Annotated in this window: 14 protein-coding genes and 4 tRNA genes; 9 read left to right on the forward strand and 9 right to left on the reverse strand. The window is 59.8% G+C overall.

Annotation, left to right across the window (positions count from 1 at the left end):
- Positions 1-21: 21 nt before the first annotated feature.
- Positions 22-1125: a glycine oxidase ThiO gene (thiO, locus tag ACVWSC_RS04325; RefSeq protein WP_442112202.1), complete on the forward strand. Its 1104-nt coding sequence runs from the start codon at positions 22-24 to the stop codon at positions 1123-1125.
- Positions 1126-1209: 84 nt separating this feature from the next.
- Here the strand turns inward: thiO and ACVWSC_RS04330 are convergent, their stop codons facing one another.
- Together ACVWSC_RS04330 and ACVWSC_RS04335 are read right to left on the reverse strand one after the other, a co-directional pair.
- The gene (locus tag ACVWSC_RS04330) at positions 1210-1440 is read right to left on the reverse strand and encodes a PP0621 family protein (RefSeq protein WP_442112203.1); all 231 of its coding nucleotides are present in this window, start codon (positions 1438-1440) and stop codon (positions 1210-1212) included.
- Between the two features lie 93 nt (positions 1441-1533).
- Positions 1534-2550: an outer membrane protein assembly factor BamD gene (locus ACVWSC_RS04335; RefSeq protein WP_442112204.1), complete on the reverse strand. Its 1017-nt coding sequence runs from the start codon at positions 2548-2550 to the stop codon at positions 1534-1536.
- Positions 2551-2700: 150 nt separating this feature from the next.
- Between ACVWSC_RS04335 and rluD the strand changes: the two genes are divergently transcribed.
- The 7 genes from rluD to ACVWSC_RS04370 all read left to right on the forward strand — a co-directional run bounded on the left by rluD (position 2701) and on the right by ACVWSC_RS04370 (position 7801).
- Entirely contained in the window at positions 2701-3663 is a 963-nt protein-coding gene (gene rluD, locus ACVWSC_RS04340; protein WP_038606900.1) for a 23S rRNA pseudouridine(1911/1915/1917) synthase RluD, read from the forward strand.
- Complete coding sequence (gene pgeF / locus ACVWSC_RS04345; protein WP_442112205.1) at positions 3660-4400, forward strand: peptidoglycan editing factor PgeF; 741 nt, start codon at positions 3660-3662, stop codon at positions 4398-4400. The genes rluD and pgeF overlap by 4 nt, the downstream gene beginning before the upstream one ends.
- A 124-nt stretch (positions 4401-4524) precedes the next feature.
- Positions 4525-7089 (forward strand): ATP-dependent chaperone ClpB, encoded by a 2565-nt coding sequence (gene clpB, locus ACVWSC_RS04350; protein ID WP_442112206.1) that lies wholly within the window; start codon positions 4525-4527, stop codon positions 7087-7089.
- Between the two features lie 296 nt (positions 7090-7385).
- Positions 7386-7461: transfer RNA gene (locus ACVWSC_RS04355), tRNA-Asn, on the forward strand.
- A 4-nt stretch (positions 7462-7465) separates the two neighbouring features.
- Positions 7466-7542 (forward strand) — tRNA-Pro (locus ACVWSC_RS04360).
- Positions 7543-7547: 5 nt separating this feature from the next.
- A tRNA-Lys gene (locus tag ACVWSC_RS04365) sits at positions 7548-7623 on the forward strand.
- Between the two features lie 101 nt (positions 7624-7724).
- A tRNA-Pro gene (locus tag ACVWSC_RS04370) sits at positions 7725-7801 on the forward strand.
- Positions 7802-7947: 146 nt separating this feature from the next.
- Here the strand turns inward: ACVWSC_RS04370 and ACVWSC_RS04375 are convergent.
- The 7 genes from ACVWSC_RS04375 to ACVWSC_RS04405 form a co-directional block, all read right to left on the reverse strand.
- Positions 7948-9243, reverse strand: coding sequence for an NAD(P)/FAD-dependent oxidoreductase (locus ACVWSC_RS04375; protein ID WP_442112207.1), 1296 nt, complete (start codon positions 9241-9243; stop codon positions 7948-7950).
- Between the two features lie 84 nt (positions 9244-9327).
- Positions 9328-9501: a DUF3094 family protein gene (locus tag ACVWSC_RS04380; protein WP_133216309.1), complete on the reverse strand. Its 174-nt coding sequence runs from the start codon at positions 9499-9501 to the stop codon at positions 9328-9330.
- A gap of 167 nt (positions 9502-9668) precedes the next feature.
- Positions 9669-10298: a DUF1780 domain-containing protein gene (locus ACVWSC_RS04385; RefSeq protein WP_442112208.1), complete on the reverse strand. Its 630-nt coding sequence runs from the start codon at positions 10296-10298 to the stop codon at positions 9669-9671.
- 45 nt (positions 10299-10343) lie between these two features.
- A complete protein-coding gene (locus ACVWSC_RS04390; RefSeq protein ID WP_442112209.1) occupies positions 10344-10739 on the reverse strand; it encodes a hypothetical protein in 396 nt (131 codons plus the stop codon).
- The gene (locus ACVWSC_RS04395; protein WP_442112210.1) at positions 10736-11134 is read right to left on the reverse strand and encodes a hypothetical protein; all 399 of its coding nucleotides are present in this window, start codon (positions 11132-11134) and stop codon (positions 10736-10738) included. The genes ACVWSC_RS04390 and ACVWSC_RS04395 overlap by 4 nt, the downstream gene beginning before the upstream one ends.
- An 18-nt stretch (positions 11135-11152) precedes the next feature.
- Positions 11153-12178: an MBL fold metallo-hydrolase gene (locus tag ACVWSC_RS04400; RefSeq protein WP_442112211.1), complete on the reverse strand. Its 1026-nt coding sequence runs from the start codon at positions 12176-12178 to the stop codon at positions 11153-11155.
- A 21-nt stretch (positions 12179-12199) separates the two neighbouring features.
- Positions 12200-14620, reverse strand: a complete 2421-nt coding sequence (locus tag ACVWSC_RS04405) for a DUF2235 domain-containing protein (protein WP_442112212.1) — start codon at positions 14618-14620, stop codon at positions 12200-12202.
- Positions 14621-14780: 160 nt separating this feature from the next.
- Between ACVWSC_RS04405 and ACVWSC_RS04410 the strand changes: the two genes are divergently transcribed.
- A complete protein-coding gene (locus ACVWSC_RS04410) occupies positions 14781-15470 on the forward strand; it encodes an energy-coupling factor ABC transporter permease (protein ID WP_442112213.1) in 690 nt (229 codons plus the stop codon).
- Position 15471 lies beyond the last annotated feature (1 nt).

Consider the following 15471-nt stretch of genomic DNA (forward strand, 5'->3'; position numbering starts at 1 on the left):
CTTTAGAAGTTGGATCGATAGATGACCAAGCAAGTAGTAATAGTCGGCGGTGGCGTAATCGGCCTGCTGACGGCGTTTAACCTGGCCGCCGAGGTCGAGCAGGTGGTGCTGTGTGATCGCGGTGAGCTGGGGCAGGAGTCGTCCTGGGCTGGCGGCGGCATCGTTTCACCGCTCTATCCTTGGCGCTATAGCCCGGCGGTGACTGCGCTGGCGCACTGGTCGCAGGACTTTTATCCACAGCTGGGTGAGCGTCTTTTTGCCAGCACCGGCGTTGACCCCGAAGTGCATACCACCGGCCTGTACTGGCTGGATCTGGACGATGAGGCCGAGGCCCTGGCCTGGGCCGAGCGGGAAGGGCGCCCACTGAGCGCAGTGGATATCGCTGCCGCTTATGACGCCGTGCCGGTGATCGGCCCAGGCTTCCAGCGGGCCATCTACATGGCGGGCGTGGCCAATGTGCGTAACCCGCGCTTGGTCAAATCGCTCAAGGCAGCCTTGCAGGTAATGCCGAACGTCAGTATTCGCGAACACTGTGAGATTAGCGGCTTCAGCCGTCAGGGCGAGCGAATTACCGGTGTCGAAACCACTGATGGGGTCATTGAAGGTGACCACGTAGTGCTGACGGCTGGCGCCTGGAGTGGTGACCTGCTGCGTCCACTGGGCCTGGAGTTGCCGGTTGAGCCGGTGAAAGGGCAGATGATTCTGTATAAGTGCGCGGAAGATTTCCTGCCGAGCATGGTGCTGGCCAAAGGGCGTTACGCCATCCCGCGGCGTGACGGGCATATTTTGGTGGGCAGTACCCTGGAACATGCCGGCTACGACAAAACCCCGACTGCAGAGGCGCTGGAGAGCCTCAAGGCTTCGGCCATCGAACTGCTTCCGGCCCTGGCTAACGCCACGCCGGTTGGGCATTGGGCTGGTTTGCGCCCCGGCTCGCCTGAAGGTATTCCGTACATCGGCGAAGTGCCGGGCTGGCAAGGCTTGTGGCTGAACTGCGGGCACTATCGCAACGGCCTGGTGCTGGCGCCGGCCTCCTGCCAGTTGTTTGCCGACCTGTTGCTGGGCCGAGAGCCAATCATCGACCCGCAGCCCTACGCGCCAGCAGGCCGACTCGAGAAGGCATAGATACGCCTGTAGGAGCGGGCTTGCCCCGCGATTGCGATCTGTCTGTCACATCGCATCGCGGGGCAAGCCCGCTCCAACCAGCGCTCAGCGTTTGTCGCCAGGCCCTTGTTCCAGGTGCGCCTGGCTGCAATACCACTGGCTACCCCGGTGCAGGGCGCGGTCATTGGGCAGGTGCACGCCGCAATGGGCGCAACGCACCATCTTCAACGGGTCTTCCAGGCTGTTATCGGGGGAGGCTGCGTTGCTGGCCTTGAACTTGCGCCACAGCCAGAAAGCAGCGGCAATCAGGGCGATCCAGAAAAGTAGGCGAACCATGGTGTCCAGCTTTGTCAGTGTAGAGCTCCAATTCTAGGGCTCAGGCATAAAAAAAGGGAGGCCTGGGCCTCCCTTTATCTGTTGCAGTTGTAATCAGTCGAACACGCCAAAGGTCATGTAGCTGAACCAGGAGCGGTCGTCGTTGTTGCCTTCCGCTTCGTGTTCCTCTTCTTCGACGGCATCACCGTCTTTAGGCAGTAGTTCGGCCGGAATCGCTTCCTTGGCGTCTTCGTACTGCTTGATCACGTCCTGGTTGGCGCGGGTTTCGCCCGGCGGCAGCGGCGTTTCGGTTTCGATCAGGCCCAGGGTGGCCTTGGACAGCCACGAACGGTTGTCGGCTTCATCCTGCTTAGGCTGGAACTGACCATCGACCAGGCTCGGGTGATCCGGGTAGTTGAGTTTCAGGGTTTCCAGGCTGGTAGCCGCCAGTTCGTCCAGGTGCAGGCGCATGTAGGCCTCGGTCATCACCGCCAGGCCGTCGCCGACCGATGGGGTTTCCTGGAAGTTCTCTACCACATAACGGCCACGGTTAGCCGCAGCGACATAGGCCTGACGGCTCAGGTAATAGTCGGCAACGTGGATCTCGTAGGACGCCAACAGGTTGCGCAGGTAGATCATGCGCTGTTTGGCGTCTGGCGAGTAACGGCTGTTAGGGAAGCGGCTGGTCAGCTGGGCGAACTCGTTGTACGAGTCGCGGGCAGCGCCCGGGTCACGCTTGGTCATGTCCAGCGGCAGGAAACGCGCCAGCAGGCCACGGTCCTGGTCGAAAGAGGTCAAGCCCTTGAGGTAGTAGGCGTAGTCGACGTTCGGGTGCTGAGGGTGCAAACGAATGAAACGCTCGGCGGCCGACTTGGCGGCTTCAGGTTCGGCGTTCTTGTAGTTCGCGTAGATCAGCTCAAGCTGTGCCTGATCGGCATAGCGACCAAACGGATAGCGCGATTCCAGCGCTTTGAGCTTGCTGGTGGCGCTGGTATAGCTATGGTTGTCCAGATCGGCCTGCGCCTGCTGGTACAGCTCGGCTTCGCTCAGGTTTTCGTCGACGACTTCCTTCGAAGAACAAGCAGCGGTCAGTCCGAGGATGGCGATCAGCAGCAGGTGTTTCACTTGCATGGCGGCTTGCGTCCCTATGACGGCCGCTGTCTTGGGCGTGGCCGTCCTGTTATGATGAGCACCCCGATGAAACTTGCGGGGCAAAAGACGTCGTATTTAACCACAAGCGTGCAGCCGAAACCAAAGGCTGTGCCGCCCGCTGATTCGAGCATGTCCGAGATCATTCAACTTAGCGCAGAGGTGCCGTCCGAATTGGGCGGGCAACGCCTCGACCAAGTCGCCGCCCAATTGTTCGCTGAGCACTCGCGCTCGCGCCTTTCCACCTGGATCAAGGAGGGGCGCCTGACGGTCGATGGCGCGGTCCTGCGTCCACGCGATATCGTCCATGGCGGCTCGCTGCTGGCCCTTGAGGCCGAGCAGGAAGCCCAGGGCGAGTGGGTGGCCCAGGATATCGAACTGGATATCGTCTACGAAGACGACCACATCCTGGTGATCAACAAGCCGGCCGGGCTTGTCGTGCACCCGGCTGCCGGTCACGCCGACGGTACCCTGCTCAACGCCTTGCTGCACCACGTGCCGGACATCATCAACGTACCGCGTGCCGGTATCGTCCATCGGCTGGACAAAGACACCACTGGTCTGATGGTGGTGGCCAAGACCATCCAGGCGCAAACCCAGCTGGTTGCCCAGTTGCAGAGCCGCAGCGTCAGCCGCATCTATGAATGCATCGTGATCGGTGTGGTCACGGCAGGCGGCAAGATCAACGCGCCGATCGGTCGTCACGGTGGCCAGCGCCAGCGCATGGCGGTCACCGAGGGCGGTAAGCCAGCGGTCAGCCACTACCGCGTGCTGGAGCGTTTCCGTTCGCACACGCATGTGCGGGTCAAGCTGGAAACCGGGCGTACCCACCAGATTCGCGTGCACATGGCCCATGTGAACTTCCCGCTGGTCGGCGATCCGGTCTACGGTGGTCGCTTCCGTATTCCACCGGCAGCCAGCCAGACCATGGTCGAAGCGCTCAAGACCTTCCCGCGTCAGGCCCTGCATGCGCGTTTCCTGGAGCTGGATCACCCAGTGACCGGCGAGCGCATGGGCTGGGAGTCGTCGCTGCCGGACGATTTTGTCTGGCTGCTGTCGCTGCTCAAGCAAGACCGTGAGGCGTTCGTCGGATGAGTGAGCTGACGCATGCGCTGCTGACCCCGGACTGGCCTGCGCCAGCCTCGGTGCGCGCGTGCGTCACCACCCGAGAGGGCGGGGTCAGCCTGCCGCCCTATGAAAGCTTCAACCTTGGTGACCACGTGGGTGATGAGCCCGCTGCGGTCGCCGAGAACCGCCGCCGCCTGACAGCCGAGTTCAACATCCAGCCCGCCTGGCTCAAGCAGGTGCATGGTGTGGTAGTGGCCGATGCCAACCCGGCGGTTATCGCCGAAGCCGACGCCAGTTGGACCGCCACGCCCGGTATCGCCTGTACGGTGATGACCGCTGATTGCCTGCCATTGCTGTTTTGCGACCGTGCCGGCACTCGCGTTGCGGCGGCTCATGCTGGCTGGCGCGGCTTGGCCAACGGCGTAATCGAAGCCACCCTCGACCGTTTGGCTGTGCCGCCGGAAGAGGTATTGGTATGGCTGGGCCCGGCAATTGGCCCGCAAGCCTTCGAGGTTGGGCTGGAGGTGCGCGATGCGTTCACGACCGTTCATCCGGAAACTGCCCAAGCCTTCGTCCCCGGTGTACGTGCCGATAAGCTGATGGCCGACATCTATAAGCTGGCGCGCCTGCGCCTCGCTGCACGCGGCGTACAGGCCGTGTATGGCGGTGGTTTCTGCACCGTCAGCGACCCACGCTTCTATTCTTACCGGCGCACCCCGCAAGGCGGGCGCTTCGCCTCATTGATCTGGCTGGCGCCACGCTGACCTGAATCAACCCCGCTAAGCTTGAATCCTCCAGAATCACCCTTATCTAATGGGGTATCTCTGGCAGGTTTATCTTCATCAGGTGTGTCCATCGCTCCGGCCTGCCCATAAAGGAAGGTAACTTATGCGAATAGACCGTTTGACCAGCAAGCTACAGTTAGCTTTATCCGATTCCCAATCCCTGGCCGTTGGTATGGACCATCCCGCCATCGAGCCTGCGCACCTGTTGCAAGCCTTGATCGATCAGCAAGGTGGCTCGATCAAGCCGCTGCTGATGCAGGTCGGCTTTGACGTCAACAGCCTGCGCAAAGCGCTGAGCAAAGAGCTCGACCAACTGCCGAAAATCCAGAACCCGACCGGTGACGTGAACATGTCGCAGGATCTGGCGCGTCTGCTCAACCAGGCAGACCGTCTGGCCCAGCAGAAGGGCGACCAGTTTATCTCCAGCGAACTGGTGTTGCTCGCCGCCATGGACGAGAACAGCAAACTGGGCAAATTGTTGCTCAGCCAGGGTGTCACCAAAAAAGCCCTGGAAAACGCCATCAGCAACCTGCGCGGTGGCGAAGCTGTCAACGACCCGAACGCCGAGGAGTCGCGTCAGGCCCTGGACAAGTACACCGTCGACCTGACCAAGCGTGCCGAAGACGGCAAGCTTGACCCAGTCATCGGCCGTGACGACGAAATCCGCCGCACCATTCAGGTGTTGCAACGCCGGACCAAAAACAACCCGGTGCTGATCGGTGAGCCAGGTGTGGGTAAAACCGCCATCGCCGAAGGCCTGGCCCAGCGCATCATCAATGGTGAAGTGCCCGATGGCCTGAAAGGCAAGCGTCTGCTGTCGCTGGACATGGGGGCGCTGATTGCCGGTGCCAAGTTCCGCGGTGAGTTCGAAGAGCGCCTTAAAGCACTGCTCAATGAACTGTCCAAGCAGGAAGGGCAGATCATTCTGTTCATCGACGAACTGCACACCATGGTCGGCGCCGGTAAGGGCGAAGGCTCCATGGATGCCGGCAACATGCTCAAACCCGCCCTGGCGCGTGGTGAGCTGCATTGTGTCGGTGCAACGACGCTGAACGAGTACCGTCAGTACATCGAGAAAGATGCCGCCCTTGAGCGACGCTTCCAGAAAGTACTGGTAGAAGAGCCGAGCGAAGAAGACACCATTGCCATCCTGCGTGGCCTCAAAGAGCGTTATGAGGTGCACCACAAGGTGGCGATCACCGACGGCGCGATCATCGCCGCGGCCAAGCTCAGCCATCGTTACATCACTGATCGGCAGTTGCCGGACAAGGCGATCGACCTGATCGACGAAGCGGCCAGCCGCATTCGTATGGAGATCGACTCCAAGCCTGAAGTGCTCGACCGTCTGGAGCGCCGCCTGATTCAACTGAAGGTTGAATCCCAGGCGCTGAAGAAAGAAGACGACGAAGCGGCGCTCAAGCGTCTGGAGAAGCTCACCGAAGAAATTGCCCGGCTGGAGCGTGAGTACGCTGATCTGGAAGAAGTCTGGACCTCGGAAAAAGCCGAAGTACAGGGTTCGGCACAGATCCAGCAGAAAATCGAACAGGCCCGCCAGGAGCTGGAAACCGCACGACGTAAAGGCGACCTCAGCCGCATGGCCGAGCTGCAGTACGGGGTGATCCCGGATCTGGAGCGCAGCCTGCAGATGGTTGACCAGCACGGCAAGGCCGAGAACCAGTTGCTGCGCAACAAGGTGACGGAAGAAGAGATTGCCGAAGTCGTGTCCAAATGGACCGGTATTCCTGTGGCCAAGATGCTGGAAGGCGAGCGGGAAAAACTGCTGAAAATGGAAAGCCTGCTGCACGAGCGCGTGATTGGTCAGGAAGAAGCCGTTGTCGCGGTCTCCAACGCCGTACGCCGTTCGCGCGCTGGGTTGTCGGACCCGAACCGGCCTAGCGGCTCGTTCCTGTTCCTCGGCCCGACCGGGGTGGGTAAAACCGAGCTGTGCAAAGCCCTGGCCGAGTTCCTGTTCGACACCGAAGAGGCGATGGTGCGTATCGACATGTCCGAGTTCATGGAGAAACATTCCGTGGCACGGCTGATCGGTGCTCCACCAGGCTATGTCGGCTATGAAGAGGGCGGTTACCTGACTGAAGCGGTACGCCGTAAGCCTTATGCTGTAGTGCTGCTCGATGAAGTCGAGAAGGCGCACCCGGATGTCTTCAACGTGCTGCTGCAGGTACTGGAAGACGGTCGCCTGACCGACAGCCACGGACGCACGGTGGACTTCCGCAATACCGTGATCGTGATGACCTCCAACCTGGGGTCGGCACAGATCCAGGACCTGGTGGGTGATCGTGAAGCGCAACGGGCGGCAGTGATGGACGCAGTGGGCTCGCATTTCCGCCCCGAGTTCATCAACCGTATCGATGAAGTCGTGGTGTTCGAGCCGCTGGGACGCGATCAGATTGCCGGCATCACCAAGATCCAGTTGGGCCGTCTGCGTAGCCGTCTGGCTGAGCGCGACCTGAGCCTGGAGCTGAGCGACGAGGCGCTGGATAAACTGATTGCGGTTGGCTACGACCCGGTCTACGGCGCACGGCCACTGAAACGGGCAATTCAGCGCTGGATCGAAAACCCGTTGGCGCAGCTGATTCTGGCGGGCAAGTTCTTGCCGGGCACAGTAATTACTGCCAAGGTCGAGGGCGAGGAAATCGTCTTCGCCTGACCTTTCATAGGGTTAAATCAAGGCCTCGATATTCGAGGCCTTTTTTTTCTTTGCATTTTTTCTCCAGTGCTTGTAAAGTGCGCCCCGCTGTATGTCACCCCGCAGCTTCCCAGCAAAATCGGGAATCTGAAAAAAAGTTGCAAATCAGTAAGTTGAATGCAAATTAGGGGTTGACAAGGGTTTTGAAGGTTGTAGAATAGCGCGCCTCAGAGACATGAACGCAGCGATGCACAAGGTCGAAGAGTTCGAAGCGGTAGAGATACAGTTTTCGAAATTGCTGTAACGAAGTTTGTAGTTCCGCGATAGCTCAGTCGGTAGAGCAAATGACTGTTAATCATTGGGTCCCTGGTTCGAGTCCAGGTCGCGGAGCCAATTTCGGGGTGTAGCGCAGTCCGGTAGCGCGCCTGCTTTGGGAGCAGGATGTCAGGAGTTCGAATCCCCTCACCCCGACCATATTTGGGTCGTTAGCTCAGTTGGTAGAGCAGTTGGCTTTTAACCAATTGGTCGTAGGTTCGAATCCTACACGACCCACCATTTTCGAGTCCGGTTCGCTGGATTTGGATCTTAAAAGATCAGTTCGCCATTAGCGGCTGGTCAACGAAAAAAAGGCGCCGTAACGGGTGCTTTTTTTTTACCGGGGTGTAGCGCAGTCCGGTAGCGCGCCTGCTTTGGGAGCAGGATGTCAGGAGTTCGAATCCCCTCACCCCGACCATATTCAGAAAAAAGGGCACCTTGCAAAAGGTGCCCTTTTTTCGTTTCTGCATTACCTCCGCTGTAGGAGCGGGCTTGCCCCGCGAACGCGGTGTGTCAGGCAAACCGCGATCGCGGGGCAAGCCCGCTCCTACCGGTGTGTAGGCGTTAGTGCAGCTTCAGGCGTGGTTCGGTACCGCGACCAATCCGGCTACCCAGCATCAACATCAACGTACGGAACGTGCCATATAGCGCCATCTGGTGCATGCGGTACAGCGACACGTAGAACATCCGCGCCAACCAGCCTTCAAGCATCACGCTACCGGTCAGGTTGCCCATCAGGTTACCCACCGCCGAGAACCGCGACAGCGATACCAGCGAGCCGTAGTCGCGGTAGGCGTAGGTTGGCAACGGCTTGCCCTCCAGGCGCGCCTTCAACGACTTGGCCAGCATCGAGGCCTGCTGGTGAGCCGCCTGGGCCCGTGGCGGCACGTTGCGGTCGCTACCCGGCTGCGGGCAAGCGGCGCAGTCGCCAAAGGCAAAGATATCGTCATCCAGGGTGGTCTGCAGGGTAGGGCGCACCACCAACTGATTGATCCGGTTGGTTTCCAGGCCATCGATGTCCTTGAGGAAGCCTGGTGCACGAATACCCGCCGCCCAGACTTTGAGGCTCGCCGGGATCACATCGCCATTGCTGGTTTTCAGCTCGGTTGCCGTCACTTCACTGACCGAGGCATTGGTCATCACCGTAACGCCGAGTTTTTCCAGGGTCTGGTGCACCGGCACGCTGATGCGCTCAGGCAGCGCCGGCAGCACCCGCGGGCCTGCTTCGATCAGGGTAATGTGCATGTCCTTGGGCTGGATGCGATCCAGGCCATAGGCGGCCAGTTCGTGCGCGGCGTGGTGCAGTTCGGCAGCCAGTTCCACGCCCGTGGCACCGGCACCGACAATCGCCACGCTGATGGTTTCGTTGGCCTGATCTCCGGCATGGGCGCGCAGGTAGTGGTTGAGCAGTTGCTGATGGAAGCGCTCTGCCTGCTTGCGGGTATCGAGGAACAGGCAGTGCTGGGCCGCGCCGAGGGTGCCGAAATCGTTGGTGTTACTGCCTACAGCAATCACCAGCGTGTCGTAGCCCAGCGTGCGCGCAGGCAGCAGCTCGCGGCCCTCTTCATCGAGGGTAGCGGCCAGCTGGATCTGTTTGCCCTCGCGGTCCAGGCCACTCATGCGGCCGAGTTGGAACTGGAAGTGATTCCACTTGGCCTGAGCCACGTAGTTCAGTTCGTCTTCCGAGGAGTTCAGCGAGCCTGCGGCCACTTCGTGCAGCAGGGGTTTCCAGATGTGAGTCAGGTTGGCATCGACCAGGGTGATGCTGGCGCTGCCTTTTTTGCCCAGGGTTTTACCCAGGCGGGTCGCCAGTTCCAGGCCGCCAGCGCCGCCGCCGACAATCACGATACGGTGAGTCATGGAGATATCTCATAAGGTTTACGGAATTCTGGTCGTGAGTCATCGGCCGCTCAGGGCGGGCGGTTTGGGCGAGCGCTAGGCAGCTCATAGCACCAGGTTACTCAGGAGGCGGCTCAACAGGCCCAGGCCAACGGTCACGAGCACCACCATCCAAAGGAGCAGCCACGGCCGAAAAGGCTTGCGCTCGACTTGATGTTGGGGTGCTTGCAGGTATTGATCGACACGACGTTGGTCTTCGGGATTCAGGCGGCTGGTCATGAGGGCCTCGTCAGGTAGACGCTTGTGACTGAAGGGACGCTACAGGGTTCACTGTAGTTGTTTACGCAAGCCCCATCGTGCAGTCACGCACGGTCGTGATGACGAATGATTGCGCTTTGTATCACCGCCGGGCAATTTATGCCATTACGCGTTGGCAGGGGGCCAGCTCAGAGGCTGATTCCAACATCGAAAACAATGCTGCGCCCCAGGTTGCTGCGCAGAAAGTCGGGTGCATCGGGGTGGGCGAACAGCACCCTGGCGAAGGTTGGCCCCACTAGCGAAAGCGAACGCCAGCCCTGGCGCAGGTATTCGGTGGGCGGTGGAAAGTGGCTGTTCAGATCGAGCACTTCGCGCTTGAGGCTGGCGAAGGCGATGATATCCAACTCGCTCAGGTCAAGGCCGCGTTCCTGATAGTTATGGGACTTCTTGCGCAAGGTCGGCGCCAAACGCTGTAACAATTCCTGAGCGCTGATCCGCCGTGGCCGGGCCTCGCGGCGCACCAACTGGCTCAACGAAAAGGCACTGCGTCGCCGCTGCAACTCTTCGCGCCATTCGTCGTTAAGGCGGCGGCCTTCGTCGAGGACGAAAAACACCTCAAAGGCCGCATCGCGAAACAATACGTCAGGCGGCTCTTGCCCGGCGGGGGTGAAGTCCTCGCTACGGTAAGGAATGTTCAAGCCTTGCAACAGGCGCTGGCAAACCCAACGCTCGCGTTCCCACTTGCGGGCATTGGAGAGAAACGCATTGGCTTGTTCGGCCTGAATGGTAAGCAGGCGCAGGTAATCTGAGTCGTCCATGGGGACAAGCTTAGCGTTCAATTGTGTCTGCATGAACAAAGTCGCTTACATGCCTTCTGCTGGGCCAGTTGGCGCGCGGTAGATTTGCTGTGTTCGTTGACGATCAAACTGCGTACCAGTTGGTTTCTGAATTTCCAGGCTTTCTTGTCTTTGCACTTTGGACGCTACTTTTCCCAGGTTGTACTCATTGGTGATGGCGTTAAAGTTGATCGCTTGAGCGCTTTGTTTTCTTTCGATCAGGATCTGCAGATTGCTGCGCACCCCGGTCGGTAAGTTCTGGATTTTGTCGACGTCCTTGCCGTTGTTATCAACGATGTTTTTGGTGCACTCCATATAGCAGGGCGGGGCTGGTTCGAAGGGGTAGGACAAGCAGTAACAGTCGGCTTGGGCATGTGAGTTCAAAAGGCCGAGGCCCAGAAGTGTCCAGGGCAGTATTTTCATTGCTTGTCTCCTGCACGCAGCTTTGTGAGAAATATCCAGGCCAGGGTGTACCCGGTGAGCCAGATGGCAAAAAAAGCCAGTGACCACAGCAAGTAGGAACGTTGATCGGCATACAAATTGTTGATCAGCTCGGAAATAACATCGATGGAGCTGGGGTTGAAGCGTGTTGCCAGGTAACTACCGACTAGCTGATTTCCCAGATAAATGGAGTAGGCAAGACCAGCCCAGCCGGGTAAGAACAACAGGTAAAGCAATCGGAGGGGCCAGCTGTCAGGCCGGTTGTGCGACGTACCAATGATGACGGCCACTGTGGCTCCGCCGATTGCCACCGCCCAGCCGGAAAGCACGGTGGAGCTGTCGAGAACTTCTTTGAGAATGCTGGGTAAGTCAGTCATGGTGTATCCCTCCTGGCATTATTTGTTTACCGTCGGCAGGGCGATTTCACTAAACGGCATGGGCATCACAATCTCTGAATCCTTTGGCAGGGTGGTGCGCACAATCCGGTACATCGCCGGTTCGTCTTTCTCGCCGCGTAACACTTTGGGATCGTCCAGTTCGCCGCCAAAGAAATCTTCCCAGTGACACAGCACCACCAGCCGCGGTTGAGTCAGTGCGATCAGCGCCTGTGGATATTTTTTCACGTTGACCCACGATGCCACTGGCAAGATGGCGACATCGATGCGTCGCTTATCACCCAAATCGGGAGGGAAACCGTAAGGTGCATCGCTTGAGCTGTCCTGAAAGTGGATGCGATATGCGGTTTTACCGCTTTCATCCAGCAGGTCCACCAGCCAGGCCAGGGTCTGGCCTTCCTTCCAGTTCCAAAAGGCCTTGGGCAATGCCTTCAGGTCTTGGCTGTAGCTGCCGCCCATCAAGTCCACACCGGTGACATTCGGGGCATGACTGCTCTGGATCGGCATGGCGCGGATGGCGCCTTTGCTTGAGGTGAACCAGCCGTTGTCACGGGCAACCGGGCGCGGGCCGTTGGGGCCGGGTAGCCAGGCCATTTTCGCCTCGGCGTCTTCGAACTTGCGCGTAGCCGGCACTTCGGCTCGTAGGATGTGCCCGGCGGTACGGGAACCATAGAAGGTGGCGTTGGGCGTTTTATGGTTCATCACCCAGGCCACATCGAGCAGGTGATCGTAGTGGGCGTGGCCGACCAGCAGCATGGTTGCTTCCGGGATGTTCGGCATCCTTTCGTCGATCTGCTGGATATCGGGCCTTAGCCAGAACAGTTGCAGCAGTGAAGGGCGGCTGAAGAACGGATCAAACACCACCGCTTCATCACGCCAGCGCAGCACAAACCCGGCCACGCCAAAGAACTCCAGCTTAGGCTTGGCCAGATTTTGCTGATCCGCTGGTTTAATCGAGCCAAGTTCGCTCAGGTCCTGGGCGCACCCGGTCGTGATCAGTACCAGCACCATGAACATCCAGCGCATTGCAGTTCCTCCGACGCCTATTCAACGCGATTCGCTCACCGTGACGCGTGCGCAGCCCTGGTTGTTGCCGTACAGGTAGGTGGTAAAAAACGGCCAGTTCACCGATTCATTGACGTAAAAGAACAGCGGGCCATCCGCCTGTGCGGTAAAGCTGCTGCTGAACACCCGGCCACCTTCGACGGGTACTGCGTCAGGCGGGCAGCGCCAAGCCTTGGGCCATTTTGTGATGGTTGGCCCGCCATTTTCGCAAAGCTCCGGCGGCAGAGCGGGGGGCGGCCTGATTGCAAGTGCATAGCTGTTGCTGTCGTTGGCGCCGACTTGCACCATGGTCAGGAACCACGGCTGGTCAGTGTGCCGGCGTGTCGGGCCTGAGATTGCGATGGCCCACGAGGTGGGGAACTTGAGCGGGCATTCGTAGCCGCCCGGATTGGCTGGCGTGTTTTTATCGCTCCAGCGCCATTGCTCGGGTACTTGCAGGGTGACCTGATAGGTGTGGCCCTTGTGCACCTGCAGGCCGGAATAGGCGCAAGGGTCACGGGTGTCGAACCAGAAGGTGGTCTGCCCGTTGTCGCTACCACCTTGCGCCTGGCACAGGTCGCTTGACGAAGCGCCCCAGGCGAACAGCGGCTGGCCCAGCAGCATCATGCCACCGGCCAGAATGGCCAGTACAAACACAAAGGGCAGCAGCTGATAGCCAAGGAAATACATGAACGCCTTGTAGGCCGCATGCGTGCGTAACTGATGGATGGCCCGGTCGCGCAGCGTAGGTTTTTTCAGCGCTGGCATCGCGGCTACTGAGCTGGGTTTGAGTGGTGCAATGCCGTACCAGACCCGGCGCATCTTGTCCCGGATCATCGTGTCCAGGCGCTTACCCCAGGCCATGCAGATCAACAGCGCCAACAGCAGCGGCAAAAACACATTCGGGTTGCTGGCAAAAGAGGCCGTCCAGGTACTGGCGAATGCAGGCAGCACATAATCGAGCAGGCGCACAGGTTTGCTCAGCATGCACAGGGTTTCCTGACAACTGCCCCGTGCAGGCGCAAACAGCGGCATGGCCACCAGCGCCAACGACACGAACAGTGTCAGAAAGTACGCAACACGGCGCCGCCACACGGTGTTGTAAACATCTTCGCGGGCCGCCCTGAAGCCCTTCATCCAGCGCCTGGGTACGCCATCTGGATGGACATTGCCTTGCCTGGCATCCATCTGCGTCAGGTATTGCTCGACATTGCAGATGCTGCCGTCGATGCGTACCACGGAAAAATTCGGCGGCAGGCTAATCGGCGCGTAGCCGTCGGGATCGACCCTGATGCGCCGCAACACGCTTTCATGCACCTTGGTCCTGGGTACCCTGACCATATCGGTGCGATTGAGCCGGTCGATGCGCCGCGGGTTGTAGCAGTAGTAACTGGCGATACCGTGGCGCGAGTCATAGAGCTTGCCGTTCTCGTCCGACAGGGCGATCAGTTCGTTCCAGATCGAGGGTTCCAGGCGCAAACCGTGTTTGTCGGCCTCGCTCATGATCCACTGCAACGGCACATAAGACAGGCTGTCGTCGGCGTAGCCGCCACCAACGTTGGCGTGCATACCGCAAAACCACACCTGGCTGATGCGTTCACCGTCAATGTGGCGGCTGCGCCGGTTGGCATTCGGCACGCCCTGCTCGGGGTATTGCGGGTCGGGCGCTTCGTTCCACAAGCGTGGGTAAAAGGCATTGCGCTCGTCATCCAGCGCCAGTGCATGGCGCGCGTGGCGAACCCTGGGGCTGAGGTTGTAATCGCGCATGGTCAGCGGCCAGATGAACTTATCGATGGCGCGCGTGAGTTGATCCACCGGCAAGCCGTAAGCATCAACGGTGTCCCACAAGCCAAGGAATTCGACTTCTATCGGCGCGTCAGAGTCTGGCAGGCCAATACGTTCGGCCTCACGGTAAGGGGTATTGCCACGGACTAGATCCTTGACTGCAAGGAAGCGGTCGCGCAAGTCCCTGAGTAGTTTTATCCCCCAGTGGCTGGGGAAGCGCTCACGGCGAAAGGCGCGATAGGCGTCCCAGGCCAGACGCTCAAGGTCGCTCTCGCTGCCGCGATAGCGCAGCAGGCCTTGGGTCATGATCAGGCCGATCAACACCCTGACGGTAAACGCACCGCGGCTGAAGCCGAACACGTAGATCTTGTCGCCCGGCGTATACATTCGGCAGAGGAACAGGTACAGGTCGATGACATTGCGCGCCAGCCCGACACCAAAACCACCGCCCGCCAGCGCCAGCGGCTTGAACGCCGAGGTGCCGACACCGTCATCGTAGAAGGCGAACTGCCTGGGTTGTTGCGGATTGGCTGGGTCGCTGAGATCGACTGCCTGGTACAGCCGCCAGACATTGGTCTTGAACAGTTTCCCGGCGCTGTTGCCGGTACCGTCTGAAAACAGCACAAGATGCTTGGGCATGACCAACTCCTTGCAAAGGAGCGTCAGGACTGCCCACGACTGCTTATCCAGTGGCCTGCGCCAGTGTCGATAGTCTGAGCATAGTCGAAGGCCAACGCCGTGAGCGCGTGGCTTGAGGTGTAGACTGCCGATAAAGTCTTGGAAGAAGGGCTGCGCGACCGTGATTGATGCTCAAGTGCTGTCTGACCTTAGCCTGACCGTCGGGTGGGTCGGCTATGTCGTTGTGCTGGTGTGGGCAATGGCGCGTACGCGCTGGGTCGAGCTGTTCACCGACAGCCGCCGTCAGCACTTGCTGTTCGGCACGGTGTTCGCGCTGTTTGCCTTGTGGCTGGTACGTCGCGACTTCGACAACGGTGTGTCGTACCACTTCATCGGCATGACCGCCGTGACCTTGCTACTGGACTGGCCGCTGGCAATTGTTGGCGGCTTGCTGGCGCAGATCGGGTTGATCTTGCTTGGCCGTCAGGACCTCGCCGCCATGGGCGTCAACGGCCTGTTGTTCATCGGCCTGCCGGTGCTGGTCACCGAGGTCTGCGCAATCCTTGTGGAGCGCGCGCAGCCACGCAACCTGTTCGTGTACATCTTCTGCTCGGGATTTTTTGCCGCTGCCCTGGCGGCACTGCTGTGCCTGCTGCTTGGCCTGGGGCTGCTGTGGTTCGACGGGCGCTTCGTGATGCCGGAGTGGATCGAAGACTTTATCGGCTACCTGTGGCTGATCATCTTTCCCGAGGCCTTTATCAACGGCATGGTGGTCAGCGCACTGGTGGTGTTTTGCCCGGAGTGGCTGGAAACCTTCAACCGCACCCGCTATTTGCAGGCGCCGTGGAAGGATGACGACTCCGGGCGCTGAG

The sequence above is a fragment of the Pseudomonas sp. NUPR-002 genome, from assembly GCF_056322725.1.

What these genes read in the sequence shown, in the direction of transcription:
- thiO (WP_442112202.1), top strand. Translation starts at nt 22, where the DNA reads ATGACCAAGCAAGTAGTAATAGTCGGCGGTGGCGTAATCGGCCTGCTG.
- ACVWSC_RS04330 (WP_442112203.1), bottom strand. Translation starts at nt 1,440, where the DNA reads ATGGTTCGCCTACTTTTCTGGATCGCCCTGATTGCCGCTGCTTTCTGG.
- ACVWSC_RS04335 (WP_442112204.1), bottom strand. Translation starts at nt 2,550, where the DNA reads ATGCAAGTGAAACACCTGCTGCTGATCGCCATCCTCGGACTGACCGCT.
- rluD (WP_038606900.1), top strand. Translation starts at nt 2,701, where the DNA reads ATGTCCGAGATCATTCAACTTAGCGCAGAGGTGCCGTCCGAATTGGGC.
- pgeF (WP_442112205.1), top strand. Translation starts at nt 3,660, where the DNA reads ATGAGTGAGCTGACGCATGCGCTGCTGACCCCGGACTGGCCTGCGCCA.
- clpB (WP_442112206.1), top strand. Translation starts at nt 4,525, where the DNA reads ATGCGAATAGACCGTTTGACCAGCAAGCTACAGTTAGCTTTATCCGAT.
- ACVWSC_RS04375 (WP_442112207.1), bottom strand. Translation starts at nt 9,243, where the DNA reads ATGACTCACCGTATCGTGATTGTCGGCGGCGGCGCTGGCGGCCTGGAA.
- ACVWSC_RS04380 (WP_133216309.1), bottom strand. Translation starts at nt 9,501, where the DNA reads ATGACCAGCCGCCTGAATCCCGAAGACCAACGTCGTGTCGATCAATAC.
- ACVWSC_RS04385 (WP_442112208.1), bottom strand. Translation starts at nt 10,298, where the DNA reads ATGGACGACTCAGATTACCTGCGCCTGCTTACCATTCAGGCCGAACAA.
- ACVWSC_RS04390 (WP_442112209.1), bottom strand. Translation starts at nt 10,739, where the DNA reads ATGAAAATACTGCCCTGGACACTTCTGGGCCTCGGCCTTTTGAACTCA.
- ACVWSC_RS04395 (WP_442112210.1), bottom strand. Translation starts at nt 11,134, where the DNA reads ATGACTGACTTACCCAGCATTCTCAAAGAAGTTCTCGACAGCTCCACC.
- ACVWSC_RS04400 (WP_442112211.1), bottom strand. Translation starts at nt 12,178, where the DNA reads ATGCGCTGGATGTTCATGGTGCTGGTACTGATCACGACCGGGTGCGCC.
- ACVWSC_RS04405 (WP_442112212.1), bottom strand. Translation starts at nt 14,620, where the DNA reads ATGCCCAAGCATCTTGTGCTGTTTTCAGACGGTACCGGCAACAGCGCC.